General features: G+C 69.8%; 22 protein-coding genes. 8 read left to right on the top strand and 14 right to left on the bottom strand.

The genetic code is table 11. The features are described 5' to 3' along the window. Positions 1–26: 26 nt before the first annotated feature. Positions 27–1,379: a DUF2252 domain-containing protein gene (locus tag MRBLWO12_RS13900; RefSeq protein WP_363556430.1), complete on the bottom strand. Its 1,353-nt coding sequence runs from the start codon at positions 1,377–1,379 to the stop codon at positions 27–29. A gap of 42 nt (positions 1,380–1,421) precedes the next feature. Between MRBLWO12_RS13900 and MRBLWO12_RS13895 the strand changes: the two genes are divergently transcribed. Next, positions 1,422–1,832 carry an MmcQ/YjbR family DNA-binding protein gene (locus MRBLWO12_RS13895; protein ID WP_363556428.1) on the top strand — a complete coding sequence of 137 codons (411 nt, stop codon included), beginning with the start codon at positions 1,422–1,424 and terminating at the stop codon, positions 1,830–1,832. A 112-nt stretch (positions 1,833–1,944) separates the two neighbouring features. On the opposite strand, the gene MRBLWO12_RS13890 is transcribed toward MRBLWO12_RS13895, so the two are convergent. Next, positions 1,945–2,532 (bottom strand): hypothetical protein, encoded by a 588-nt coding sequence (locus MRBLWO12_RS13890; protein WP_363556426.1) that lies wholly within the window; start codon positions 2,530–2,532, stop codon positions 1,945–1,947. Positions 2,533–2,656: 124 nt separating this feature from the next. Here MRBLWO12_RS13890 and MRBLWO12_RS13885 point away from each other — a divergent pair, with 124 nt between their 5' ends. Continuing rightward, a complete protein-coding gene (locus tag MRBLWO12_RS13885) occupies positions 2,657–3,868 on the top strand; it encodes a glycosyltransferase (RefSeq protein WP_363556424.1) in 1,212 nt (403 codons plus the stop codon). 2 nt (positions 3,869–3,870) lie between these two features. Continuing rightward, positions 3,871–5,106 carry a glycosyltransferase gene (locus MRBLWO12_RS13880; RefSeq protein WP_363558610.1) on the top strand — a complete coding sequence of 412 codons (1,236 nt, stop codon included), beginning with the start codon at positions 3,871–3,873 and terminating at the stop codon, positions 5,104–5,106. A 22-nt stretch (positions 5,107–5,128) separates the two neighbouring features. Here the strand turns inward: MRBLWO12_RS13880 and MRBLWO12_RS13875 are convergent, their stop codons facing one another. The 3 genes from MRBLWO12_RS13875 to MRBLWO12_RS13865 are packed head-to-tail and all read right to left on the bottom strand — an operon-like array spanning position 5,129 to position 6,464. Next, positions 5,129–5,641, bottom strand: a complete 513-nt coding sequence (locus MRBLWO12_RS13875) for a hypothetical protein (RefSeq protein ID WP_363556422.1) — start codon at positions 5,639–5,641, stop codon at positions 5,129–5,131. Positions 5,642–5,687: 46 nt separating this feature from the next. Beyond that, positions 5,688–6,320 carry a LysE family translocator gene (locus MRBLWO12_RS13870; RefSeq protein WP_363556420.1) on the bottom strand — a complete coding sequence of 211 codons (633 nt, stop codon included), beginning with the start codon at positions 6,318–6,320 and terminating at the stop codon, positions 5,688–5,690. A gap of 9 nt (positions 6,321–6,329) precedes the next feature. Then, complete coding sequence (locus MRBLWO12_RS13865; RefSeq protein WP_363556418.1) at positions 6,330–6,464, bottom strand: hypothetical protein; 135 nt, start codon at positions 6,462–6,464, stop codon at positions 6,330–6,332. Positions 6,465–6,553: 89 nt separating this feature from the next. On the opposite strand from MRBLWO12_RS13865, the gene MRBLWO12_RS13860 reads away from it, so the two are divergent. Then, positions 6,554–7,519, top strand: a complete 966-nt coding sequence (locus MRBLWO12_RS13860) for a GlxA family transcriptional regulator (RefSeq protein WP_363556416.1) — start codon at positions 6,554–6,556, stop codon at positions 7,517–7,519. A 24-nt stretch (positions 7,520–7,543) separates the two neighbouring features. Here the strand turns inward: MRBLWO12_RS13860 and MRBLWO12_RS13855 are convergent, their stop codons facing one another. Together MRBLWO12_RS13855 and MRBLWO12_RS13850 are read right to left on the bottom strand one after the other, a co-directional pair. Then, positions 7,544–8,551, bottom strand: coding sequence for a LacI family DNA-binding transcriptional regulator (locus MRBLWO12_RS13855; RefSeq protein ID WP_363556414.1), 1,008 nt, complete (start codon positions 8,549–8,551; stop codon positions 7,544–7,546). Positions 8,552–8,646: 95 nt separating this feature from the next. Continuing rightward, positions 8,647–9,348 (bottom strand): NRDE family protein, encoded by a 702-nt coding sequence (locus tag MRBLWO12_RS13850; protein ID WP_363556412.1) that lies wholly within the window; start codon positions 9,346–9,348, stop codon positions 8,647–8,649. A 67-nt stretch (positions 9,349–9,415) separates the two neighbouring features. Between MRBLWO12_RS13850 and coaBC the strand changes: the two genes are divergently transcribed. Together coaBC and MRBLWO12_RS13840 are read left to right on the top strand one after the other, a co-directional pair. Then, positions 9,416–10,630: a bifunctional phosphopantothenoylcysteine decarboxylase/phosphopantothenate--cysteine ligase CoaBC gene (gene coaBC, locus MRBLWO12_RS13845; protein ID WP_363556410.1), complete on the top strand. Its 1,215-nt coding sequence runs from the start codon at positions 9,416–9,418 to the stop codon at positions 10,628–10,630. A 121-nt stretch (positions 10,631–10,751) separates the two neighbouring features. Beyond that, the gene (locus MRBLWO12_RS13840; RefSeq protein ID WP_363556408.1) at positions 10,752–12,959 is read left to right on the top strand and encodes an ATP-dependent Clp protease ATP-binding subunit; all 2,208 of its coding nucleotides are present in this window, start codon (positions 10,752–10,754) and stop codon (positions 12,957–12,959) included. 74 nt (positions 12,960–13,033) lie between these two features. Here MRBLWO12_RS13840 and MRBLWO12_RS13835 read toward each other — a convergent pair whose 3' ends face one another. Together MRBLWO12_RS13835 and MRBLWO12_RS13830 are read right to left on the bottom strand one after the other, a co-directional pair. Beyond that, positions 13,034–13,621 carry a nitroreductase family protein gene (locus MRBLWO12_RS13835; protein WP_363556406.1) on the bottom strand — a complete coding sequence of 196 codons (588 nt, stop codon included), beginning with the start codon at positions 13,619–13,621 and terminating at the stop codon, positions 13,034–13,036. A 140-nt stretch (positions 13,622–13,761) separates the two neighbouring features. Beyond that, positions 13,762–14,670 carry a LysR substrate-binding domain-containing protein gene (locus MRBLWO12_RS13830; protein ID WP_363556404.1) on the bottom strand — a complete coding sequence of 303 codons (909 nt, stop codon included), beginning with the start codon at positions 14,668–14,670 and terminating at the stop codon, positions 13,762–13,764. A gap of 153 nt (positions 14,671–14,823) precedes the next feature. Between MRBLWO12_RS13830 and MRBLWO12_RS13825 the strand changes: the two genes are divergently transcribed. After that, the gene (locus tag MRBLWO12_RS13825; RefSeq protein ID WP_363556402.1) at positions 14,824–18,285 is read left to right on the top strand and encodes a bifunctional proline dehydrogenase/L-glutamate gamma-semialdehyde dehydrogenase; all 3,462 of its coding nucleotides are present in this window, start codon (positions 14,824–14,826) and stop codon (positions 18,283–18,285) included. A 69-nt stretch (positions 18,286–18,354) separates the two neighbouring features. Here MRBLWO12_RS13825 and MRBLWO12_RS13820 read toward each other — a convergent pair whose 3' ends face one another. The 5 genes from MRBLWO12_RS13820 to MRBLWO12_RS13800 form a co-directional block, all read right to left on the bottom strand. Then, positions 18,355–19,467, bottom strand: coding sequence for an ABC transporter permease (locus MRBLWO12_RS13820; protein ID WP_363556400.1), 1,113 nt, complete (start codon positions 19,465–19,467; stop codon positions 18,355–18,357). Next, positions 19,464–20,360, bottom strand: a complete 897-nt coding sequence (locus tag MRBLWO12_RS13815) for an ABC transporter ATP-binding protein (RefSeq protein ID WP_363556398.1) — start codon at positions 20,358–20,360, stop codon at positions 19,464–19,466. The genes MRBLWO12_RS13820 and MRBLWO12_RS13815 overlap by 4 nt, the downstream gene beginning before the upstream one ends. Positions 20,361–20,540: 180 nt before the next feature. Then, positions 20,541–21,713 carry a benzoate/H(+) symporter BenE family transporter gene (locus MRBLWO12_RS13810; RefSeq protein ID WP_363556396.1) on the bottom strand — a complete coding sequence of 391 codons (1,173 nt, stop codon included), beginning with the start codon at positions 21,711–21,713 and terminating at the stop codon, positions 20,541–20,543. A gap of 41 nt (positions 21,714–21,754) precedes the next feature. Then, positions 21,755–22,447 carry a response regulator transcription factor gene (locus MRBLWO12_RS13805; RefSeq protein WP_363556394.1) on the bottom strand — a complete coding sequence of 231 codons (693 nt, stop codon included), beginning with the start codon at positions 22,445–22,447 and terminating at the stop codon, positions 21,755–21,757. After that, the gene (locus tag MRBLWO12_RS13800; RefSeq protein ID WP_363556392.1) at positions 22,444–23,694 is read right to left on the bottom strand and encodes a sensor histidine kinase; all 1,251 of its coding nucleotides are present in this window, start codon (positions 23,692–23,694) and stop codon (positions 22,444–22,446) included. Before MRBLWO12_RS13800 ends, MRBLWO12_RS13805 begins: the two co-directional genes overlap by 4 nt. A gap of 151 nt (positions 23,695–23,845) precedes the next feature. Between MRBLWO12_RS13800 and MRBLWO12_RS13795 the strand changes: the two genes are divergently transcribed. Continuing rightward, a complete protein-coding gene (locus MRBLWO12_RS13795; RefSeq protein WP_363556390.1) occupies positions 23,846–24,283 on the top strand; it encodes a VOC family protein in 438 nt (145 codons plus the stop codon). The last annotated feature ends 30 nt before the right edge of the window (positions 24,284–24,313 follow it).

The raw sequence follows: 24,313 nt of genomic DNA, 5'->3' as shown, positions 1-24,313 counted from the left end.
GGCCTACGCCCGTGTGATCGCCTACCTCACGGCGCGACGGATGCCGCCAGGAAGGCCCGATAGTCGGCGAGCGACACCTCGGCGTAGGCGCGCGCCCAGTCGAGCAGCGCCTGCCCGACCACGCGTCCGCTGCCGATGTAGCCGGCCACTTCGGATGCCGTCACGGACTGGCTGTGTGCCCGTGCGACCGTGGCCGCGCACGCCTGGGCATACGTGATGAACGGCCCGTCCTCGAGCTCCTCGACGTCGATGCTCCCCTTCATGTCGTGGAACTGCCGCACGTAGAAGTCGGCGTTCGGACCGCGCAGGTGCCCGAGGAAAGGATCCGAGAGCGCCTGCAGGATGCGCTGCATCGATGTGACGCGGGCGCCTTCGCCGGAGGCGTCGATCACCTCCTGCAGGGCCGCGGGCTGCGCGATGCGGCCATACTCCACGAGCACGCTGCGCGAGGCCTGCTTCGGCTGCATCAGCAGGGTGTGGCCTTCGCCGTCCTGGAACAGCACGAGGTAGCAGCGGGTGCCCACGCTGCCGACGCCGACCACCCGTCGGGCGATGTCGCTCACGGTGAAGTGTTCGAAGAGCAGGGCGATGTCGGAGCTCGCGGTGCGGCGGTACTGCGCGACGAGGTCATGGACCAGCTGGTGCACCTCCGCGCCGACCGGAGTCGTGGTGGGCGCCTGGGGCAGGAAGCGCCGTCGGCCCCCGGCATCCGTCTCGGTGAGTCGCCGCACCGCGCGCTCGCCGGTGCGGCGCTCGGCCTGCTTGACCGCGCCGCGGATCACCTTCTGCGATGCCTTGTCGAGCAGGCCTCTGGCCGACTCGACGCTGAAGTGCGTGAAGTAGCGTGCGGTCGGGCTCAGTTCGGTGGCTCGGGCGATTCCCCGGGCATACGTGGCGACTGCCCCGCGCACGGCATCGTCGATCACGTCATCCGGTCGGCCGGACGCCTGCCCGCCGACGACGATGCTGGCGACGAGTCGCTTGACGTCCCACTCCCAGGGCGCCCACGCCGCCTCGTCGAAATCGTTGAGGTCGAACATCAGGCTGCGCTCCGCCGAGGCGTAGAACCCGAAGTTCGACACGTGCGCGTCTCCGCAGGATGCGACGAGGATGCCGCTGTGCGGGGCATCGGCCAGATCTGCGGCCATCAGCGCCGCGGTTCCCCGGTAGAACGTGAAGGGGCTCACCGCCATCCGCTCCGCCCGCAACGGGACCAGCTCGGGGATGCGATCGCGATTCTGGGCGGCGAGGATGCCGAGGGGATCGCGGGTGCCGTCGGCCAGCTCGGCCAGGGCGCGGCGAGGCGTGCGTTTGCGGGCGGCGATGCCGCGGTCGAGGAGGTCGCGGTGCGAGGCCGGTGCGGCCCACTCGGAGTTCATGGGGTCATTGTGGCAGGTGGACGGGTGCGGGACGATGTCGGGATGGCGGGCATCGATGACGTGCGCGAGATCGCCCTCGCACTCCCCGGCGCAGCGGAGAGTGTGAGCGGGCACACCGGGCAGCCGGCATGGCGGCTGAAGAGCGGACAGTTCGCGTGGATGCGCGGACCGAGCGCGACGGATTCGCGTCAGCTCGACGAGCTCGGACGGTCCTGGCCGGAGGGGCCGGTGCTGGCGGTGCGGGTGAGCGGCCTGGAGGAGAAGGAGGCGCTGCTCGCCGCCGAACCCGAGGGGCTGTTCACGATTCCGCACTTCGACGGCTACCCCGGTCTGCTCGTGCCCCTGGACGCGGTGGACCGCGATCGGCTGGCCGAGATCATCGCCGATGCCTGGCTCGTGCGGGCGCCGGCGAAGGTCGCGCGCGAATGGCTCGCGGAGCGCGGACTGGACTGAGGGAGCGGGCTGAGTTCGCGGCGGTAGGTGAATGCGCGGAGGTAGGACGATTCCGGGAGAATCTGCCTACGCTCGAGTGATCGCCTGCCCCGGCGACGGCGGCGACGGCGGCTCAGGCCGGCGGAAGCCGCAGCACGTCGGGGGACTCGCCGCCGGTGAGGTCGTCGGCGATGCGGATGCTGCGTGCCAGCTCGTCGAGCGCCCCGATCACGGTGCCGAACCGCTCCCGGTCGCTGCACACCGCGGTGACGGTCACGAGGTGCGTGCCCGTGTCCCAGGTGTATGTCGCGAACGGCGGTGCCGTGGGGGAGTCGGGTACCGGGACGACGAGCTTCTCGCCGACGCCGAGGCGGGTGGGGAACGAGACGGTGTCGTCGTAGTCCATCGGCATCGAGGCCCGCGCGATGCGCACGTCGGGGGTGAGCAGCTGCGCGGTCGCCATGGCCACGATGAGCTCGGGCTCCGCCTTCCAGGTCCACACCAGCACGCGGCCGTCGGCCTGCCGCATCATGAATGGCGCGGCCTGGCTCATCGCCCAGGCGCCGAAACGCGAACCGGGGCGCTCGGTCGCGCCGAGCGCCGAGTTGGCCTGGCCCAACAGCATCCGGATCGCCGCCTTGCGGTGGCGGCGTCCTCGCCATCCGAGCGAGTCCGTCACGGGAATCCACAGCGCGGGATCGGCGTCGGCAGTCAGTCGCATGCCTCCACGCTAGAGGGTCAGCCTGGAGGATGCCGGTACGCCTGGGTCGCGCGCGCAGACCCCTCGGGTAGAGTGGCGAACGCCCCGACCAGGGCCTTCCTTGGCCGCCGTACCGTAAGGCAGCATGTCTTCTTCCTCCTCCGATCCGAGTGCTCCCGAGACCGGGCAACGACCGTTGCGCATCCTGATCGGCTGCGACACCTTCGCGCCCGACATCAACGGCGCCGCCCGCTTCGCCGAGCGCCTCGCCGCCGGTCTCGTGCAGCGCGGCCACGACGTGAACGTCGTGGCGCCCAATCAGGCCTACCGCCGCGCCCAGCCGCACACCGAGGTGATCGAGGGTGAGCCGATGACGCTGCACCGTCTGCCGTCGGTGCGCTGGGCACCGCACGACTGGCTGCGGTTCGTGTGGCCGTGGCGCAGCAAGCACTACGCCCGCAAGATCCTCGACCAGGTCAAGCCCGACGTCGTGCACATCCAGTCGCACATCGTGATCGGTCGCGGCCTGGCGTACATCGCGCACGAACGCGGCATCCCGGTGATCGCGACGAACCACGTGATGGCCGAGAACATCCTCGACCACAGCACGTTCCCGAAGTTCGTCGACGACCAGATCCTGAAGTGGGCGTGGGGCGACGCCAAGCGCACCCTCGACCTCACGCGCGCGATCACCACTCCCACGCGGCGTGCGGCGGACTTCCTCGAGAGCTCGATCGACGTCTCCGGAGTGATCCCGGTCAGCTGCGGCATCGACGCGTCGCAGTACACGCCGGTGCTCGGGGCGCGCGACCAGAACCGCGTCATCTTCGTGGGCCGGCTCACGGCCGAGAAGCAGGTCGAGGTCATCCTGCAGGCGATGACCAAGCTCGACCCGGCGCTCGGCACCACGTTCGACATCGTCGGCGGCGGCGACCAGCGCAAGCAGCTCGAGTCTCTCGCCGCGAAGCTGGGACTCGCCGACCGCGTGACCTTCCACGGACGCACCAGCGACGAGGAGCTTCGTGCTCTGCTGTCGCGCGCGAGTCTGTTCGTGATCGCCTCGATCGCCGAGCTGCAGTCGATCGCGACCATGGAGGCCATGGCCTCTGCGCTCCCGATCGTCGCGGCGGATGCCGTCGCGCTCCCGCACCTCGTGCACGACGGAGAGAACGGCTACCTGTTCCCTCCCGGTGACGCGGATGCCCTCGCGGCCCGCCTGACGGATGTGCTGACGGCGGAGCCCGCGGAGTTCGAGCGGATGCAGCAGGCTTCCCTCGACGGAGTGGCGATCCACGACATCAACCGCACGCTCGACACCTTCGAGGCGCTGTACCGCGACGAGCCCCTGCCCGAGTGACGATGCACATCGTCTTCTTCGGCGATCAGCACCTCGACTCGCTCGGCGGGGCGCAGGTGTCGATGCGGCTGCAGCGGGAGTTCCTGGAGCGCGCCGGCCACACCGTCACCGTCGTGGCGCCGAAGATGCACGGACCGCGTGCGGTCGCGCCGTCGGGGCGACCGGCCGGGAATGTTGATCTGCCGTCGATGCCGATCACGACCGACCGCGAGTACTCGATGAGCTGGCCGGGCCGTGCGACCGACCGTTTCCTCGACCGCGCGATGACGCACCGCCCTCCGGTCGACATCGTGCACGTGCAGGCCGACTTCTGGGGTGCCTACATCGGTCACCGCTATGCCGAGCGCCATGGCATCCCGGTCGTGCACACGATGCACAACCGGGTCGACGTCGGCATCGCCGCGGTCACTCCGCTGCACAAGCCCGTTCTCGCGGCGCTCAACACCTGGCGGCGTGCGGCCATGCGTGGCATCGGTACTCCGGTCTCGGGCGCCGACGGCTGGGCGTTCCTGCGCGGCCTCGCCGCTGGTGCGTCGGCGGTCACGGCCCCCTCCACCCACTTCGCGCGTCGGCTCGAGCAGAATGACGTGTTCACGCCGGTCGACGTCATCTGGAACGGCATCGACGACGCGGTGCGCGACGCCACCCTCGCGGCGGCTCCGGCCGAGCGCGAACCCGGTCGTCCGCGCTTCGTCTGGCTCGGGCGGATGAGCCCCGAGAAGCGACTGCTCCCGTTCCTCGAGGCGTTCGTGGCCTCGGGGGTGGATGCCGAGCTCGAGATCATCGGCGGAGGCGCCCAGCGTGCCGCGGCCGAGAAGGTCGTCGCCGGGCACCCGCACGTGCGGTTCTCCGGACGGCTCACCTATCCGCAGACGCTCGCGCGCATCGCGGCCGCCGACGCGCTCGTGCAGACTTCGATCGGCTTCGAGACGCAGGGCATGACGCCGTTCGAGGCCGCGACCCTCGGCACGCCCTCCGTCATCTGCGACCCCGACATCGCCGCCGAGCTCGGCGGCGGTCTGTGGGCGGTGGCGGAGTCGTCCGCTGCCCCGGGGTCGCGTGAGCAGGAGGCGCAGCGGATCGCAGCCCTCGCGCACACGCTGCGCGATGCCGCAACCGACATCGCCGCAGGTACGGCGCCGACGCCGCTCCCCGCCGTTGTCGAAGGCTTCCGGCAGTCGTCGCGCACCGCGGCGATGGTCGACGTCTACGACCGGGTGATCACCGAGACGCACTGAGCGTCGTGCGGGTGCGCCCCGCTCAGAAGAAGCGGTAGAACGTCATCGAGAGCCACTCGGTCGCGCGGGCGACCACGAGCGCCGCACCGATGCCGATCGCGATCCCTGCCAGCAGGTGAGGCGCCGGACGCCGGGCGGCGATCGCTCCGAGGATCACGGCGGTCGCGGCGCCGGCCAGCGTGACGAAGCCGGTGCCGATGGTGAAGATGCTGATCATGAAGGTCGAGGCGCTGTAGATGACCGGATACAGCAGCGAGAGCAGCAGCGAGACGCCGAGCGTGAGGGCGGCGACGATGAGCGCCACGCGTCCGAGAGGGTTGCCTGCCGGCGCGGGCTCCGGAACATAGGGGGCTGCGGCCGGGTACTGGGGTGATGCCGGGTGCTGGGGTGATGCCGAGTACTGGGGTTGCGCGGGGTACTGGGGTTGCGCCGGGTACTGGGGTTGCGCGGCGAGCGGCGCGGCGGAGGGCGGTGCGGGCGGTGCGGCACTCGGATCTGCGGACGGCGGAACAGGGGGCTGCTGCGGCTCGCTCATGACGTCGAGCGTAGTCCCGCCGGTCGGCGAGCAGCGTGTGCGAGGGTCAACTCTTCGCGCCGGTGAACGCGAGGGTGCCGCCGAGGCCGATCATCATGACGCCTCCGGTGCCGGAGAGCGTCGACATGCGCCGCGGCGAGCGCGCGAACCATGTGCGGGCGGCACCGGCGGCGAGTGCCCACCCGGTGTCGCACACCAGGGCGAGGGTCGGGAAGATCAGGCCGAGCATCAGGAGCTGTGCCCAGACCGGTCCTGCGGAAGGAGTGACGAACTGGGGCAGTACCGCGACGAAGAACGCGATCGTCTTCGGGTTGGTGACGCCCACGATGAAGCCCTGGCGCAGGAGCTTCCCGGCAGAGGTCGGCATCCGTGCTTCTGCGGTCTGGTGGTCGTGACGGTGACGGATCGCCTGGATGCCGAGCCACACGAGGTACGCCGCGCCCAGGATCTTGATGACGGTGAATGCGGCGACGGAGGAGGCGACGATCGCGCCGACACCGAAGGCGACGGCCAGTACTGCCGGCACCGTGCCCAGAGCGTTGCCGACGACGCTCAGCACTCCCGCACGGCGACCGAGTGCGAGCGAGCGGCCGATCACGAACAGCACGCTCGGGCCGGGGATCACGATGATCACGACAGAGGCGATGACGAAGGCGACCAGACTGTCGAAGGGGACCATGAGCCGACGCTACACCAGGGGATCCTGGTCCACGACCCTGCTCCAGTCCGTGGGTGTGGCTCGGTAGCCGTCGCGGCGGAGTTCGACGACGGTGGCGATGGCCGCCCAGATCGCCAGGCCTGCGAGTGCGATGAGGAGTATCATGGCAGAAACGCTACGATCGATGTCGATCGGCCACGAGTGGCAGAAATGACTGCTATCGTGTGAAAACTGCCAAACCCCCGGGAGTGCGTATGAAGACGGTCGCCTGCATCATCCAGGACGGTTTCGCCCCGTTCGAGTTCGGAGTGGCGTGCGAAGCCTTCGGGCTCGACCGGTCGGATGACGGTGTGCCGAACTTCGACTTCCGCATCGTGGCGCCCCGGCCCGGCGTCGTGGAGTCCAAGATGGGCTTCTCGGTGAATGTGGAGCACGACCTCTCGTTCGCCTATGAGGCCGACCTCGTGGTGTTCTGCCCGCTCCCGCGGGGGTACTGGGATCGGATCGACCCGCTGCTGCTCGACGTTGCCCGCGATGCCGTCGCCCGCGGTGCGTGGGTCATGAGCGTGTGCAGCGGGTCGTTCATCCTGGCCGCCGCGGGCGTGCTCGACGGGCGCCGGGCGACCACGCACTGGATGTACTCCGATGTCATGGCGCAGATGTACCCGCAGATCGACATCGACGCCGACGTGCTGTTCGTGCAGGACGACAAGATCATCACGAGTGCCGGCACCGCGGCGGGCATCGACGCCTGCCTGCATCTGCTCCGGCAGGAGCTGGGCGCCGAGATCACGAACCGCATCGCCCGACGCATGGTCGTGCCGCCGCAGCGCGACGGCGGCCAGGCGCAGTTCATCGATCGCCCGATCCCTGTGGTGCCGAGCGATTCCCTCGCGGCCGTGGCCGACTGGGCTGTGGCGCACCTGCGCGATGACCTCGGTGTCGATCAGCTCGCCGCCAGGGCGCTGATGTCGCCGCGCACCTTCGCCCGTCGGTTCAAGGCGGAATACGGCGCGACTCCGGCCGCGTGGCTCGCCCGTCAGCGCATCATCCATGCCCAGCGGCTGCTGGAGCGCACCGACATGCCGCTCGAGCAGGTCGCCGACGAGTGCGGCTTCGGCTCGGCTGCCGTGCTGCGGCAGAACTTCGGTCGCGTGCTCGGCCTGACCCCGACCGCCTACCGGGCTCGCTTCTCCTGCGCGGAGGAATCGGCGGCCTGAGTCGGCATCCTCTTCCTGCCCGACTCAGAGTGCGCGGGTCGTCGAGCGCTCGACCAGGGTGCACGGGAGCACGACATGCGCCCGCTCCTGCGCAGGCTCGGCCAGCAGCGCCAGTGTCATCTCGACCGCGCCGCGCGCCATCTCCAGGATCGGCTGACGCACGGTCGTCAGATCGAACGCCTCCCAGGACGACATGGCCACGTCGTCGAAGCCCAGGATCGACACATCCTCCGGCACCGAGACACCCAGCGCCTTCGCGGCGTTCATCGCACCGAAGGCGACGAGGTCGTTGTGGCAGAACAGCGCGGTGGGCGGCTCTGCGCGCTGCAGCAGACGGGTGGTCGCCTCGAACGCACGGGTGTAGTCGAGGTCCGCGACCTCGAGCAGGTCGTCGTCGAAGGGGACCTCGGCCGCAGCCAGCTCCTGCAGGAAGCCGTCGTGACGATCGCGCACGGAGGCCGCGCCCAGCGGTCCGGCGATCACTCCGATGCGTCGGTGTCCGAGCGATACCAGATGGCGTCCGGCGATGCGCCCGCCCTCCATGTTGTCCGGCGAGATCGTCGCCGTCTCGGGGGCGGTCCCGGGGCCCATCGTGACGGAGGGCACGCCGAGAGAGACGATGCGCCCCTCGTCATCCGGCGGCAGCAGGGTGGTCGTCAGGATCACGGCGTCGACGTTGGTCTCCCACAGTGTCCTCGCCAGGTCTTCCGTGGTGTCGGCGCGTCCGCTGAGGATGAGGGCGCGGTACCCGGCGCGGGTGAGCTCGTCGCTGATCGTGTGCAGCAGTTCCGCGTAGTAACTGTTGCGCGGGTCGCCGAGCACGACGCCGATCGTGTGCGTACGGCTGGTCACCAGGCTGCGGGCGCTGAGGTTCGGGCGGTATCCCAGCTGTTGGATGGCGTTCTCGACCTTGGTGCGGACGCGCTCCGACACCCCCTCGTGGCCGTTGACGATGCGCGACACGGTCGTCTGCGACACACCTGCTGCCTTGGCGACGTCGATGCTCGTCACTCCACGTGATCTGGGCGGCATGGTCTCCCTCTTCCGTCCGGGACTCCCATCGTAGACGGAGGCGCTGCGGCACATGACTACGCAGTCGCGGGCTACCTCGGAGGCGTGGGAGGCGGTCAGTCGCTCCAGTGTGCGGGCGAGGGGAGTGCGCGGTCGTGCACCTCGACGCCCGCGCCTGTGACGGATGCCACGCAGTACAGCAGTGACTGCGTGGGATAGCCGTGGGGACGGTTGTCGCGGATGATGGCCCTGTCGTCCTCGGGGGAGAGGGTGGCGGTCTCGGCCAGCAGCGCGATCCACTCCTCCGCCCACTCCGGGCTCGCCGCTGCGGGGCCGAGAGCCCGGAACCGGGGCAGCCAGGCGTGGATGCGCGGCGTCGCGTCGTCATCCAGATCGTCGTGCGCGATCATGTGGGTGCCCGCGTCGACCGGGGTCTCTCGCAGGGCGACGCCGTCCCAGGAAAGCACTCGCGCGCCCTCGGGCTGCACCTCGAGCAGGTTGAAGCCGTGCATGGGCAGCGGCCCCGCGGGTGAGCGACCTGCGACGGACTCGAGTGCGAGCGACCCTCGGGAGACCGCCCGGTCCTCGGTCAGGTCGCCCACGTCGGCACGGTTGAGCAGCACGGCCAGTCGCCGTTCGGCGGCGTTCACCGCGAGCCAGGCACCGCCCGCACGGCGGTCGCGGATGCCGGTGACCCCGGGGTACCGCTCGGGCCACCAGGCGCCTAGTCCATCCCACTCGCGCTGCGGGTCCTCGTCGCGCACCGCGAGAAGTCGTGCAGATCCGGCATCCTCGACATCGATCACGACAGTGCACACGCGTCTCAGTCTAGGAGCGTGCACAGACAGCGGCCCTGGCGCGACCCCGCTGCGGCAGAATCGGAATGTGAACATCGTCGTCGGAGTCACCGGTGGTATCGCCGCCTACAAGTCCGTGCACCTGGTGCGCCTGCTCACGAAGGCCGGTCATGATGTGACCGTGGTGCCGACCGAAGACGCGCTGCGCTTCGTCGGACTGCCCACCTGGGAGGCGATCAGCCGGCATCCGGTCACCACGAGCGTGCATGACGATGTCGCGAAGGTGCGTCACGTCGCCATCGGGCAGACGGCCGACCTGGTGATCGTCGCCCCGGCGACCGCGAACACCATCGCCTCGATGGCCGCGGGCCTCGCGAGCGATCTGCTCGGCACCACGCTGCTGGCCACGTTGGCCCCGGTCGTGATCGCCCCTGCCATGCACAACGAGATGTGGCGGCATCCGGCCACGCAGGCGAACATCGCGACCCTCCGCTCGCGGGGCGTGCAGATCGTCGGCCCCGCGGAGGGCGAGCTCGCCGGTGGGGACACAGGACCGGGCCGGATGTCGGAGCCGGAAGAGATCGTCGCCGCCGCGCTGGCCGTGGTCGCTCCGCAGGATCTCGCCGGTCTCCGCGTCGCCATCTCCGCCGGGGGCACGCGCGAGCCGATCGACCCGGTGCGCTTCCTCGGCAACCGCTCCAGCGGACGCCAGGGAGCAGCGCTCGCCGCCGAGGCCGCAGCACGCGGCGCGGAGGTCGTGCTGGTCGCCGCGCATGTCGAGTCCGCCGTCCGTGCCGCCGCAGCGCACCCATCGATCCGTGTGCAGGACGTCGGGACCGCCGCCGAGCTCTCGGCCGCGATGAAGGAAGCCGCCTCTCGCGCCGATGTCGTGATCATGGCGGCCGCGGTTGCGGACTACCGCCCGGCCGAGGCCTCCGACCACAAGCTCACGAAGGAGGAGGGTGTGCTCACGCGCATCGACCTCATCGAGAACGAAGACGTGGTCGCGGCCCTCGCCGCCGCACGCGCCGACGGGCGGGCGCCTGCCGGACAGACGATCATCGCATTCGCCGCGGAGACGCTGCGTGACCCCGAGCAGCGACGCGAGCGCGCGAGGCGCAAGCGCGAGCGCAAGGGCGTCGACCTGCTCGCAGTGAACCTCGCCGACGCCGAGCACGGCTTCGAGCGTGCGGAGAACGCGGTCGAGATCATCGGAGCGGGAGGCGCGGTGGTGGCGGCGTCGTCCGGAACAAAACGCCAGGTCGCGGCGGCTATCTGGGATTCGGTGCTTGCCGCGCGCTGATTCGAGGGGCATTGCCCGCGGGGTCACCGCCTGCTAAACTTGAGTCAACATAACTCAACTTTTACCGTTCGGCCGATGGTCGGGCGGATCCGGCAAGAAGGAGTCTCCTCAGGAGGGACAGATGACGAACCCGCAGAACAGTCCGCAGAACCAAGATCAGCAGTCCGCCCTCGAGCAGTTCGGTATCAATCTCACCGACCGCGCGCGCCAGGGAAAGCTCGACCCCGTGATCGGGCGTGACAGCGAGATCCGACGCGTCAGCCAGGTGCTCACCCGCCGCACCAAGAACAACCCGGTGCTGATCGGCGAGCCCGGCGTCGGGAAGACGGCGGTCGTCGAGGGTCTCGCCCAGCGCATCGTCGCAGGAGACGTCGCCGAGTCCCTCAAGGACAAGGAGCTGATCACCCTCGACATCTCGGCGCTCGTCGCCGGTGCGATGTACCGCGGCCAGTTCGAGGAGCGTCTGAAGCAGGTTCTCAAGGAGATCACCGAGTCCGACGGGCAGGTCATCACCTTCATCGACGAGCTGCACGTGCTGATGGGCGCCGGTGGCGGCGAGGGTTCGGTCGCGGCCTCCAACATGCTCAAGCCGATGCTGGCCCGCGGCGAGCTGCGCCTGATCGGCGCCACCACGCTCAACGAGTACCGCGAGTTCATCGAGAAGGATGCCGCCCTCGAACGCCGCTTCCAGCAGGTGTATGTGGGAGAGCCGACGGTCGAAGACACGATCGCGATCCTGCGCGGACTCAAGGAGCGCTACGAGGCGCACCACAAGGTCGCCATCTCCGACGGTGCTCTGGTGGCGGCGGCATCCCTGTCGAACCGCTATCTGCCTGCGCGACAGCTGCCAGACAAGGCCATCGACCTGATCGACGAGGCCGCCTCGCGGCTGCGCATGGAGATCGACTCCGCGCCGGTCGAGATCGACGAGCTGCGGCGGCACGTCGATCGTCTCAAGCTCGAGGAGCTCGCGCTCAAGAAGGAGAAGGACGCGGCCTCCAAGGAGCGCCTCGCCACCCTTCGCGCCGACCTCGCGACCGAAGAGGCCAAGCTCGGCGAGCTGCAGGCCCGGTGGGAGCGCGAGCGCGCATCGCTGAACCGCGTCGGCGACCTGAAGACGCGGCTCGATGCCGCCCGCAGCGACGCCGAGCGGGCGCAGCGCGAGGGCAACCTCGAGCGTGCATCGCGGCTGCTGTACGCCGACATCCCGGCGCTCGAGCGCGAGCTGATCGAGGCGGAGCGGTCGGAGCAGTCCGAACCGGACGAGGGCCGCATGGTCAACGAGCAGGTCACCGACGAGGACATCGCCGGCGTCATCGCGGCGTGGACCGGGATCCCCGTCGGACGCCTGCTGCAGGGCGAGTCCGAGAAGCTGCTGCACCTCGAAGCCGAGCTGGGCAAGCGCCTCATCGGACAGAAGGATGCCGTCAAGGCGGTGTCCGATGCGGTGCGCCGCTCCCGTGCCGGCATCAGCGACCCCGGTCGGCCGACCGGTTCGTTCCTGTTCCTCGGCCCGACCGGTGTGGGCAAGACCGAGCTGGCCAAGGCGTTGGCGGAGTTCCTCTTCGACGACGAGCACGCCATGGTGCGCATCGACATGTCGGAGTACGGCGAGAAGCACTCCGTCTCGCGCCTCGTCGGTGCTCCTCCTGGGTACGTCGGCTACGAGCAGGGTGGTCAGCTGACCGAGGCCGTGCGACGTCGCCCGTACAGCGTGATCCTGCTCGACGAGGTGGAGAAGGCGCACCCCGAAGTGTTCGACGTGCTGCTGCAGGTGCTCGACGACGGCCGACTCACCGACGGTCAGGGCCGCACGGTCGACTTCTCGAACGTGATCCTGATCCTGACGTCGAACCTCGGCTCGCCGATCCTGATCGATCCGGTGCTCGCGCCGGACGAGAAGCGCGATCAGGTCATGGCGCTCGTGCGGCAGGCGTTCCGTCCGGAGTTTCTGAACCGTCTCGACGACATCGTGATGTTCCAGGCGCTCAGCGAAGACGACCTCGCACAGATCGTCGAGCTGTCGGTCGACCAGCTGCACACGCGGCTGCGCGACCGCCGACTCACCCTCGCGGTCACCCCCGATGCGCGGTCGTGGCTTGCGGAGCGCGGCTATGACCCGATGTTCGGTGCGCGTCCGCTGCGGCGACTGATCCAGTCCGAGGTGCAGAACAAGCTGGCGACCGCGCTGCTCTCGGGCGGTGTGCGCGATGGCGACACGGTGCGGGTCGACATGGCGGCCGATGGGTCCGGCCTGGTGCTCACCAGCACCACCCCTGGGCCGGATCTCGACGGCGACGTGATCGAGGCCGAACTGATCGAGGACTGAGTCCTCCACCTCGCTGAAACAGAAGAGCGCCGCCCCGGAAGTCCGGGGCGGCGCTCTTCGCGTGTGGGGGTGGTTCAGGCGCTGAGGATGACCGTCTCAGCGATCGGGCGACGCACGCGCGGGGCGACCTCGCGCTCCTGCAGCACCTCGGGCAGGGTCTCGACATCACCGAACTCGCCCACGGCGAAGACGGTGGCGGGGACGAAACGCTCATCGAGGTCGGCGAACTCGCGCACGACCTCCGGGTCGAAGCCGCTCATCTGGTGCACGAGCAGACCGTCGTGGTGCGCCTGCACCGAGAAGTGGGCGACGGCCTGGCCGAGGTCGTAGAAGGCGTGGGTGATCGGGGTGCCGTCCGCGGTCGCGGTCTCGGCGATCGCGACGACGAGCACGGCGGCGTTCACTGCCCAGGTCTGGTTGAACCCGACGAGCGAATCGACGACCTGCGCATGCAGGGCGGTCCCGCGACGGGCGACGATGAAGCGCCACGGCTGTGAGTTGTTGGCGGACGGGCTCCAGCGGGCGGCCTCGAGAGCGGTGGCGAGCTTGCCCTCGTCGATCGTGTTCTGCGCATCGAAGGCGCGGGGGCTCCAGCGTCCGGCGAGGACGTCGAGGACGGGGTGCTCGGTCGGGGCGGTGCGGTCGATCACGGGAGTGCTCACGGAAGTGCCTTTCAGAAGGAGTGGATCGGACTCCTTCGTCCGGCTACACGGGACTCAACGGATGCATGTGCATGCATATTCCCGCTCTGTTCCCGGATGACGGAAGATGACGATCTCCGGCCCTGCGTGACACGGAAGTGTCAGTCGAGGAGGTTGTGCGAGGCGGCGGATGCCAGGGCTCGGCGTACCGCGCGGATCGATGGGGCCGCGGCGGACACCCGTCGGGCGGAGGAGAAGATCTCGCGCCGCGGCTGCTGCGGAAGAGGAGTGAGCGCCACCGTGGGGTTCTCGCCCGCCCAGACGAGCTCAGGCAGGAGCCCGGTGGCGAGTCCGGCGCGGATGAGCCGCACATGCGCGGTGAGGTCGGCGACCTCGAAACGCACGTCCGGTTCGAAGCCGGCCGTGCGGCACAGCTGCTCGGCCCAGGCGCGTGATGCGGTACCGGCGGGCTCGAGCACCCACGGCTGCTCGCGCGTCGACCAGAGGGCGGCGACGGCATCCGTGGTGTCGGGCGTGCCGGGGTGGCGAGCGAGGGCGATCGCGTCGTGGGCGAGGGCGACGCGGTCGAGGTCGGCGTGGATCGGACGAGTGACGCCGGGGTACTGTTCGGCGAGGATCAGATCGAAGTCACGGCTGGAGACGCCGACCAGCCCGGTCTCGGGATCGCACTCTGTGACTTCGACGCGCAGCGCCGGATGATCGTCCTTGAGCGATTCGAGCGCGCGGGGGAGCAGCGAGTGCGCGGCGGACTGGAACACCGCGATGCGCACGGTACCGGTCACCTCGGTCAGCGACTCCGCCACCGCGACCTGGGCGTGCTCGAGCTGATCGAGGATGCCGATCGCCTCGGCCACCAGCACGTTGCCCTGCGGGGTGAACTGCACGCCACGGCCGACCCGGCGCAGCAGCGGCACGCCGACATCGCGCTCCAGCGCGCTCAACTGCTGCGACACCGAGGCCTTGCTGTACGAGAGGGCGTCCGCCACGGCCGAGAGGGTGCCGCGGCGACTCAGCTCCACGAGCATCCGCAGGCGGTTGACGTCGAGCACGCGGGATCCCTCCGGGTCGGGGAAACATGTTCAGTCTGAGTGAACAGAATCCACTCGAATCGGTTGATAGACGGAGCCTACCGTCGCGGATGACAATGATCCAGCCGCACACGATCCCGAGGTGTGCGCTCCCGACCTGGAGGTTCCCCGCCGATGACTGCCGTCGACACCACCCCTCGCACCTCGGACGTCGCCGCCGTCGTGCAGCGCTGGCTCACCGAGAGCGAGACCCACCCCGTCGAGCCCGCCGCCCAGCGCCTCGCCGAGGTGCTGAAGGATCCGAACGGACTCGATTTCACGGTCGGCTTCGTCGACGGTGTCATGCGCCCCGAAGACCTGAGCGTCGCGGGTCGCAAGCTGGCCGAGATCTCGGAGATCACCCCGACGCTGCTGCCCTGGTACCTGCGCAGCGCGATCAAGACCGGTGGCTTCATGGCCCCGAAGCTCCCCGGCGTCGTGGTGCCGATCTCCCGCCGGGTGCTGCGCGCGATGGTCGGCCACCTGGTGCTCGACGCGACGCCCGCCAAGCTCGGCCCGGCGATCGCGAAGCTGCGCAAGAGCGGCAACCGCCTGAACCTCAACCTGCTCGGCGAGGCCGTGCTCGGTGAGCGCGAGGCCGGACGTCGCCTGCAGGGCACCAGCGACTTCCTCGCCCGCGACGACGTCGACTACGTCTCGATCAAGGTGTCCAGCGTGGTCAGCCAGCTGTCGATGTGGTCGTTCGATGAGGCCGTCGCCGACGTCGTGACCCGCCTCACCCCGCTGTACGAGCTCGCGGCACGTTCCGAGGCCGCAGGCAAGGCGAAGTTCATCAACCTCGACATGGAGGAGTTCCGCGACCTCGACCTGACGATCGCGGCGTTCACCAGCATCCTCGACCAGCCGGGACTCGAGAACCTCGAAGCCGGCATCGTGCTGCAGGCGTACCTCCCCGACGCCCTCGGCGCGATGCAGCACCTGCAGGAGTGGGCGACAGCGCGGCGGGCGAAGGGCGGAGCGCCGATCAAGGTGCGCGTCGTCAAGGGCGCGAACCTGGCGATGGAGCACGTCGACGCCGCCGTGCACGGCTGGCCGCTCGCGACCTACTCGACCAAGCAGGACTCCGACACCAACTACAAGCGTGTGCTCGACTGGGCGCTGACGCCCGAGCGCCTGGACGCCGTGCGCATCGGCGTCGCCGGCCACAACCTCTTCGACATCGCGTACACGTGGCTGCTGTCGCAGGCGCGCGGGGTCGACGGCGGTTCACTGGTCGAGTACGAGATGCTCCTCGGCATGGCGACCGGCCAGGCCGAGGCGGTCCGCAAGGACGTCGGTCGCCTGCTGCTGTACACACCGGTCGTGAACCCGGCGGAGTTCGACGTCGCGATCGCGTACCTCGTGCGCCGCCTGGAGGAGAACGCCAGCTCCGAGAACTTCATGTCGGCCGTCTTCGAGCTCGCCTCGAACCCGACGCTGCTCACCCGCGAGCGGGAGCGCTTCGAGCGGTCGCTCGCCGGGCTCGAGGCCGATCGCTCTGTGCCTGCCTCGAACCGCGTGCAGAACCGCGCGACGGAAGCGGATGCCGCCACCCCGACGACCGCGTTCCACAACCAGCCCGACACCGACCCCGCACTCGGCGCCAACCGCGCCTGGGGCCGGGCGATCCTGCAGCGGTCGGTGCACACGACCCTCGGTGTCGATGCGATCGCCGCCGCACGCGTCGAGACGACCGCGCAGCTCGACGGCATCTTCGCCGCCGCCACCGCAGCGGCCGAGAAGTGGGCTGCTCTTCCCGCCGCCGAGCGCGCCGCCGTGCTGCACCGCGCAGGTGACGAGCTCTCCGCACGCCGCGGCCGGCTGCTCGAGATCATGGCGCACGAGGCGGGCAAGACCCTCGCCGAGGCCGACCCCGAGATCAGCGAGGCGATCGACTTCGCGCACTACTACGCCGAACGGGCGAAGGACCTCGAGACCGTGTCGGGGGCCGAGTTCATCCCCTCGAAGGTCACGGTCGTGACCCCGCCGTGGAACTTCCCCGTCGCGATCCCCGCCGGTGGCGTGCTGGCCGCACTCGCCTCCGGCTCCGGCGTGATCATCAAGCCCGCCAAGCTGACCCAGCGTTGCGGAGCCGTCATGATCGAGGCGCTGTGGGCCGCCGGGGTGCCGCGCGATCTGCTCGCCCTGGTCGACCTGGCTTCGCGCGACCTGGGCACCCGCCTGGTCGCGAGTCCAGAGGTGGACCGCGTGATCCTCACCGGCGGCTACGAGACCGCGCAGCTGTTCCGCTCGTTCCGGTCCGACCTGCCGCTGCTCGCCGAGACGAGTGGCAAGAACGCGATCATCGTGACGCCGTCGGCCGACCTCGACCTCGCCGCCGCCGACGTCGCCCGCAGCGCCTTCGGTCACGCAGGGCAGAAGTGCTCCGCGGCATCCCTCGCGATCCTCGTCGGCTCGGTCGCGGACTCGCGCCGGTTCGAGCGGCAGCTCGTCGACGCGGTCGCCTCGATGCGCGTCGGCCTGCCCGACGACCCGAGCACGCAGATGGGTCCGATCATCGAGCCCGCCGACGGCAAGCTGCTCGCCGCGCTGACCGAGCTCGGCAAGGGCGAGAAGTGGCTCGTGAAGCCCCGCAAGCTCGACGCCGAGGGGAAGCAGTGGACTCCCGGCGTGAAGACCGGGGTCGCCGAGGGCTCGTACTTCCACATGACGGAGTTCTTCGGACCGGTGCTCGGCATCATGCACGCCAAAGACCTCGACGAGGCCATCCGCCTGCAGAACGCAGTGGACTACGGCCTGACCGCCGGCCTGCACTCGCTCGACTCCGCAGAGGTCGCCACCTGGCTCGACCGCGTCGAGGCCGGCAACCTGTATGTGAACCGCGGCATCACCGGCGCGATCGTGCAGCGTCAGCCGTTCGGCGGCTGGAAGCGCTCGGCCGTCGGCGCCGGTGCCAAGGCCGGTGGCCCGAACTACCTCTTCGGGCTCGGCGAGTGGGCGGCATCCGAGCTCCCCGCTGCGGTGCCGGGCGCAGCGATGGTGCCCGCGATCGAGGGGCTGCTGCGTGCGGCCGACGGCGAGCTCGACGGCGCGCAGAGCGACTGGCTGCGGCGGGCCGCTGCTTCCGATGAGAGCGCCTGGACCACCGAGTTCGGCGCCGTCTCCGACAAGTCGGGGCTGGGCGTCGAGCGCAACCTGTTCCGCTACCGTCCGGTCGCCGTCGACGTGCGCCTGTCGGAGGACGCGCCGCTGGTCGACAGCGTGCGCGTGCTCGCCGCGGCCCTGCGCAGCGGCAGCCCGTTCACGGTCTCGGCCGCGAGCCTGCCGAGCGGTGTCGAGAAGGCGCTGCGCGCACAGGGCGTGACCGTGAAGCATGAGAAGGACGCCGCGTGGGCCAAGAACTACGCCACGGCGGTGTCGAAGGGCCAGAGCAGCTGGCAGCGGGTGCGTCTGGTCGGCGGCGACGCCTCTGCGCTGTTCGCCGCGCTGGGCGGAAGCCCGGACGTGGCCGTCTGGTCGCACGCCGTCACGGGTGCCGGACGGGTGGAGATGCTGCCGTTCCTGCACGAGCAGGCCGTGTCGATCACGAACCACCGCTTCGGCAACCCGACCGGGCTGACGGACGGCGTGATCTGAGCACGGAGCGATGACGACGAAACCCCCTGCCGCAGGCCGCGACAGGGGGTTTCGTGTCTGACGTGCGCGTCAGCCGCGCAGCGCGTCCTTGAGCTTCACACGCGTGCCCATGCGCAGGAGCGAGTTCTCGTAGATCTTCGCCCCGATCACGATCGCGGCCACGCAGCTCGCCAAGAGGATCACGAGGCTCAGCAGCGGCTCCCACCACTGCGCCTCGCCGACGAACAGGCGCATCGGCATGCCGACCGGAGCCGAGAACGGCACGTACGACATGATCGTCAGCACCAACGGGTTGTCGTTGAAGACGATGACCAGGATGTACGGGGCCATGATCAGCATGGTGATCGGGGTCGTGGTCGATCCGATGTCCTCCTGGCGGGAGACCATGGATGCCGCGGCGGCGAACATCGACGCGAGCAGGATGAACCCGAACAGGAAGAACACCGCGAACCAGATGATCGGCGCCCCGAGGGTGGCGAGGATCTCGTTCTGACCCGTGATGATCAGCCCGACCGTGGCGATCGCGGCGAGAGCGAGGATCTGTCCCATCGCGAGTACGGTGTTGCCGATCACCTTGCCGGCGAGCAGGGTGCGGGCGGGGATCGCCGACAGCAGCACCTCGACGACGCGCGTCTGCTTCTCCTCGACGACGCTCTGCGCGATCGTGCCGCCGAAGGTCGCCGCAGCCATCATGAACACGAGGCCGAAACCGATCGCGATGAAGTAGCGCAGCAGCGGGTTGGTGGTCGCGGGGTCGAGGATCACGACATCCGGCGACTGCGACAGCGCCGAGACGAGCGAGCCGGGCGCATCCTTCAGCGCGATGACCGTGTAGCCCGCGGGTCCGTCACCGGGGATCACGGCGGCGTCGACCTTCTCGGAGCGCACGAGCTCCTCGGCCGCGGCCTGATCGGACACCTCGGTGACGGTGACGTTCGGCAGGGCCGATACGGCGGCTTCGGTCTGCGAGGTCGCCGCCACCGGCATCTTCTCCTCGGCGCTGTTGTTGCTTGCGAATCCGGAGAGCAGGATGCCGACCAGGGCGAGCAGCAGCAGGATGCCGGTCGAGATCATGAAGGCCTTGCTGCGCAGCTTCGACCCGATCTCGCGCTCTGCGACGAGCCAGATGCCGTTCGAGGTCTGCGTGGCGCGCTGGGTCCCTGAGCCTGTCGAAGGGTTCACTGGATGACCTCCTTGAAGATCTGGGCGAGAGAGGGATGCTTGGGGGAGAAGCTGGCGACGTCGCCGCGCTCCACGGCGGACCGCAGGACGCGCTGCGCCGTGTCGGGGCCGTCGGCGTCGAACAGCGCGTAGCCGCCCTCGAAGTCGACGACGGTGACGCCGGGTTCGGTGCGCAGCCAGCCGGCGTCGCCCGCCGAGACCAGCTCGTACCGGTTGCCCGCGTGCTCGGAGCGGAGTGCGTCGCGCGAGCCGGAGGCGCGGATCGTGCCGCCGGCGAGGATGACGAGGTCGTCGCACAGGCGCTCGACCACATCGAGTTGGTGCGAGGAGAACAGGATGGCCGCGCCTTTCGCGGCGCTGGACTGCAGCACGCCGGCGACCACGTCGACCGCGAGCGGGTCGAGGCCGGAGAACGGCTCGTCGAGGATGAGCACCTCAGGGTCGTGCACCAGAGCGGCGGCGATCTGCGCGCGCTGCTGGTTGCCGAGGGAGAGGGACTCGATCGTGTCGTCGAGGCGTTCGCCCAAGCCCAGTTCGCTGAGCAGTTCGGTCGCCCGCGCGGTGGCCTCGACCTTGCCGAAGCCGTGCAGCCGCGCCAGGTAGACGATCTGCTCGAGCACCTTCATCTTGGGGTAGAGGCCGCGCTCCTCCGGCATGTAGCCGAAGCGGCGGCGGTCATCCGTGGTGAGCGGTGTGCCGTTCAGATCGACCCGCCCGCCGTCGGCTGACAGCAGCCCGAGCACGATGCGCATGGTCGTGGTCTTGCCGGCGCCGTTGCCGCCGACGAAGCCGGTCAGGCGTCCGGGGGTCACGGTGAAGGAGACGTCGTCGAGCACGCGCCGAGAGCCGTAGCTCTTGGTGATGCCCGTCAATTCGAGGGGTCCAGTGGTCATGCCCCCACGCTACGGAGATGCCCTCGTCCGGGCATCCCCCCTGTGGCGGACTCTCCCGCATCACCCGTGCGGCGGATGCTGTTGCCGAGTGCACGGGATGCTGCCGAGTGCACGACGTACCCACGCGCGGATGTCGTGCAGTCGACGCGAAGCCGTGCACTCGACGAACCCGGCGGGAGCTCAGTGCCGCCCGGCGTGCAGCACCGTGCGCACCAGAAGACCGGCGACGAGCGCCCAGAACGCGGCGCTGATGCCGAGCACCGCGACGCCGGATGCCGCGACCAGGAACGTCACGACCGCGGGGAGCCGTTCGCCGGGGTCGTCGATCGCCTGCTGCACCGACGAGCCGAAGGCGGCGAACAGGGCGAGGCCGGCGACCGCGGGGATCACGGCCTCGGGGGCGAGGAGGACGAGTGCGGCGAAGGCGGCCGAGAATCCGCCCAGCACGAGGTAGGACACGCCCGTCGAGACTCCCGCGACCCAGCGTCGCTGCGGGTCGGGGTCGGCGTCGGGCCCTGCGGCGAGGGCAGCGCTGATGGCGGCGAGGTTGATCGCGTGGCCTCCGGCGGGGGCGCCGAGCGCAGTGCCGAGGCCGGTCACGAGCATCGCCGGGCGCCAGGGCACTTCATATCCGAAGCTGCGCATCACGGCGACGCCGGGCACGTTCTGCGATGCCATGGTCACGATGAACAGCGGCAGCGCCAGCCCGATCAGCGCGCCGACCGTGAACGTCGGCGCGGTGAGCTCGAAGCGCGGCACCAGCAGCGACGGATCGACGGGCGCACTCTCCTGCACGAGGGAGACGGCGACCACCACGGTCGCCGTGACGAACGCCAGAGGCACCGCCCACCGCGGCGCGAAGCGGGCGAAGACCAGCCAGGTCACGATGACCGGAACGACACCCCAGGGGTTCGCCACGATGCCGGTGATCGGCGCGAGACACAGCGGCAGCAGCACGCCGGCGAGCATCGCCTGGGCGATCGAGGGAGGGATGCGGGCGATCAGTGCACCGAGCGCGGGCCACAGTGCGGTCAGCAGGATCAGCGCGGAGGCCACGAGGAAGGCGCCGACCGCGGCCGACCATCCGCCGTCCACTGTCCCGGTCGCGGCGAGCAGCGCGGCACCGGGAGTGGACCATGCGGCGGTGATCGGCATCCGATACCGCCATGCCAACACGATGCACGCGAGCCCCATCGTCAGGCTCACGGCGAGGAGTCCGCTCGCGGCCTGCGCGGCCGTGGCCCCGACGGCGCTGAGCCCGGTGAGGACGACGGCGAAGGAGCTCGTGAAGCCCACCAGGGCCGTGACGATGCCCGCCAGGATCGGGCGGGATAGGGGAGTGGTGCCGGGCATGCTCCGAGGCTAGCGCCCGGGCGGGGTCGTTCCGTGGATCGCTAAGCGAGCCCGAGACGGTGCGCCAACACGACGGCCTGCACGCGGTCGCGTGCACCGAGCTTCTGCAGGATGCGCGAGACGTGCGTCTTCACCGTGGCTTCGCCGATGTACAGCGCTCCGGCGATCTCGGCATTGCTGCGGGCGTCCGCGAGCAGCGCCAGCACCTCGGCTTCGCGCTCGGTGAGCGGCTCGGCGAGCACGGTCACGGGGCCGGCAGGCGCGGGGGCGACCGGGGCGGTGGGGGCCACGGGCCCGGGGGTCGCGGCGAACCGGGCGAGCACCCGGCGCGTGACTTCGGGGGCCAGCATCCCGTCGCCGGCGGCGAGAGCGCGCACGGCGGCGATCAGGTCCTCGGCGTCGGCGTTCTTGAGCAGGAACCCGCTGGCTCCGGCCTCGAGCGCCCTGTGCAGGTAATCATCGCGGTCGAAGGTCGTGACGATCGCGATCGCGGCGGCCACCTCGGGGTCGGCCACGATGAGTCTGGTCGCCTCGATGCCGTCCATGTCGGGCATCTGCACGTCCATCGTGATGACATCGGGGTGCAGAGCGGATGCCTGCACCACCGCATCCGCCCCGGTCGCCGCTTCACCGACCACCGTGATGTCGGGTTGCGTCTCGAGGATCGTGCGGAACCCGGCACGGAGCATCGCGTGGTCGTCGACGAGCAGCACGCGGATGGGGGAGGAGGTCATGCATGCTCCTTCGTGGTGGGGGAGAGCGGCACACGCGCCCGCACGCGCAGTCCCCCGTGCGGGCGCGGTGACACCTCGATCGTGCCGCCAGAGGCGATCGCGCGCTCGCGCATGCCGAGCTGCCCGAGCCCTGGTCGGAGCTGGCCGACCGTGCGACCGGTGTTGACGATCTCGACCTCGACGCCGTCGTGGTCGTAGCGCACCCGCACATCAGCGGTCGCTCCGACTCCGGCGTGACGGCGGGCATTCGTGAGCGACTCCTGCGCGATGCGATAGAGGTTCACGGCGACGACCGATGGCACGCGCACCGGGTCGCCGATCACGGTGTACGCGGTGGGCAGTCCCGCATCCGTGGAGGAGGCGGTGAGTTCGGCGATGTCCTCGAGAGTCAGGGTGGATGCCGGCTCCGTCGTGTCACCCCCGGGCGTGCGCAGCGTCTCCAGCAGCTGTCGCAGCTCGCTGATCGCATCGCGCGCGGAGGACTCGATCCCGGTCAGGATCCGCTTCGACTCCGCAGGGTCCCGGTCGATCACCAGGCGCGCGGCTCCCGCCTGCACCCCCATGACCGACACGTGGTGGGCGACGACGTCGTGCAACTCCCTGGCGATGCGCACTCGGTCCAGCGCCACGGCCTGCGCCGCGGTGACCTCGCGCTCGCGTTCCAGCTCGATCGTGCGCTGCTCCAGCACCGTGCGCTCTGCCGCTGACGCCCACGCGCGCTCGCCGAAGTAGTACGCCCCACCGAAGTAGAGCGCGTTCAGCATGATCTGGAGCATCATGAAGGCGATGTATGGCGAGAACGCCCCGGCGACGACATCCGCCTCATCGGCTTGCTTGATCGCCTCGTAGTACATGGTGATCAGCAGCCAGGCGAACATGCCGATGATGATCGCGGTGCGCACGATCATGGCGCGGCGGCGGTCGTTCATCCAGGCGCCGACCGAGTACAGGCCGATGAACATCGCGATGTTGCCGACGTAGAGCTCCGGCACCTTCACACTCACCGCGACGAAGTAGGCCGTCGAGGTCACCACGGCGACGATGCCGGGCCAGCGGCGACGGAACGCGAGGGGAGCGGTCACGACGACGGCATAGATCAGCGCGGTCCACAGGGGAGCCTGCTGGTCGCCGTAGATCTGGGCGATCGACGACAGCCCCGCGCTGATGACGGCTCCGGCGAACAGGACGACGGCCAGCAGCAGGTCATTGCGGCGGTCGCGGTCGGTCGGCGTGCGGGTGAACGGCATCCTCCCACCGTAGGGCGGAGGAGGCGCCGCGGCATCCGTCCCGTGGGGGAGATTCCCCCGAAACAGAGGATTGACCGGCCGCGCATCCTTTGCGAATATCACCTCAGGGGACCGACGGGGATCGGCGCCGCACGCTGACAGGGGAGCCACCGTGACCAAGGTGTTCGTCAATCTGCCCACCAATGATCTCGAGCGCAGCATGGCGTTCTACACGGCGCTCGGATGCGAGATCAATCCGCTCTTCACCGACGAGAACGCCGCGTGCGTCGTCTGGTCGGAGGACATCTTCTTCATGATCCTCCGGCGTGAGTACTTCGCCACGTTCACCGAGAAGCCGATCGCCGACCCGAACGAGGTCGCTCAGGTGTCGGTGTCGTTCAGCTGCGACTCACGCGACGACGTCGACGAGATCCTCGCCAAGGGGCTGGCAGCCGGTGGCGCCGAGCCCAAGCCGGCGCAGGACTACGGCTTCATGTACTCGCGCGACCTCGACGACCCCGACGGCAACTCGCTCGGATTCCTGTTCATGACCGAGGAAGCCGTCGAGAACGGCCCCGATCAGGTCGCAGGACAGAACGCCGACTCCTAGACCTCGCAGCAGTCGCCCGAACGACACAGC

This window comes from Microbacterium sp. LWO12-1.2 (genome assembly GCF_040675875.1).
Lineage (GTDB): Bacteria > Actinomycetota > Actinomycetes > Actinomycetales > Microbacteriaceae > Microbacterium.
The sequence above is the reverse complement of the archived record's forward strand: the minus strand, read 5'-3'. Positions and strand labels throughout refer to the sequence as shown.

Coding starts and splice junctions, on each gene's coding strand:
- MRBLWO12_RS13825 (WP_363556402.1), top strand. CDS start 14,824: ATGACTGCCGTCGACACCACCCCTCGCACCTCGGACGTCGCCGCCGTC.
- MRBLWO12_RS13890 (WP_363556426.1), bottom strand. CDS start 2,532: ATGCGACTGACTGCCGACGCCGATCCCGCGCTGTGGATTCCCGTGACG.
- MRBLWO12_RS13875 (WP_363556422.1), bottom strand. CDS start 5,641: ATGAGCGAGCCGCAGCAGCCCCCTGTTCCGCCGTCCGCAGATCCGAGT.
- MRBLWO12_RS13840 (WP_363556408.1), top strand. CDS start 10,752: ATGACGAACCCGCAGAACAGTCCGCAGAACCAAGATCAGCAGTCCGCC.
- MRBLWO12_RS13895 (WP_363556428.1), top strand. CDS start 1,422: ATGGCGGGCATCGATGACGTGCGCGAGATCGCCCTCGCACTCCCCGGC.
- MRBLWO12_RS13870 (WP_363556420.1), bottom strand. CDS start 6,320: ATGGTCCCCTTCGACAGTCTGGTCGCCTTCGTCATCGCCTCTGTCGTG.
- MRBLWO12_RS13885 (WP_363556424.1), top strand. CDS start 2,657: ATGTCTTCTTCCTCCTCCGATCCGAGTGCTCCCGAGACCGGGCAACGA.
- MRBLWO12_RS13805 (WP_363556394.1), bottom strand. CDS start 22,447: ATGACCTCCTCCCCCATCCGCGTGCTGCTCGTCGACGACCACGCGATG.
- MRBLWO12_RS13860 (WP_363556416.1), top strand. CDS start 6,554: ATGAAGACGGTCGCCTGCATCATCCAGGACGGTTTCGCCCCGTTCGAG.
- MRBLWO12_RS13815 (WP_363556398.1), bottom strand. CDS start 20,360: ATGACCACTGGACCCCTCGAATTGACGGGCATCACCAAGAGCTACGGC.
- MRBLWO12_RS13865 (WP_363556418.1), bottom strand. CDS start 6,464: ATGATACTCCTCATCGCACTCGCAGGCCTGGCGATCTGGGCGGCCATC.
- MRBLWO12_RS13900 (WP_363556430.1), bottom strand. CDS start 1,379: ATGAACTCCGAGTGGGCCGCACCGGCCTCGCACCGCGACCTCCTCGAC.
- MRBLWO12_RS13800 (WP_363556392.1), bottom strand. CDS start 23,694: ATGCCGTTCACCCGCACGCCGACCGACCGCGACCGCCGCAATGACCTG.
- MRBLWO12_RS13880 (WP_363558610.1), top strand. CDS start 3,871: ATGCACATCGTCTTCTTCGGCGATCAGCACCTCGACTCGCTCGGCGGG.
- MRBLWO12_RS13810 (WP_363556396.1), bottom strand. CDS start 21,713: ATGCCCGGCACCACTCCCCTATCCCGCCCGATCCTGGCGGGCATCGTC.
- MRBLWO12_RS13855 (WP_363556414.1), bottom strand. CDS start 8,551: ATGCCGCCCAGATCACGTGGAGTGACGAGCATCGACGTCGCCAAGGCA.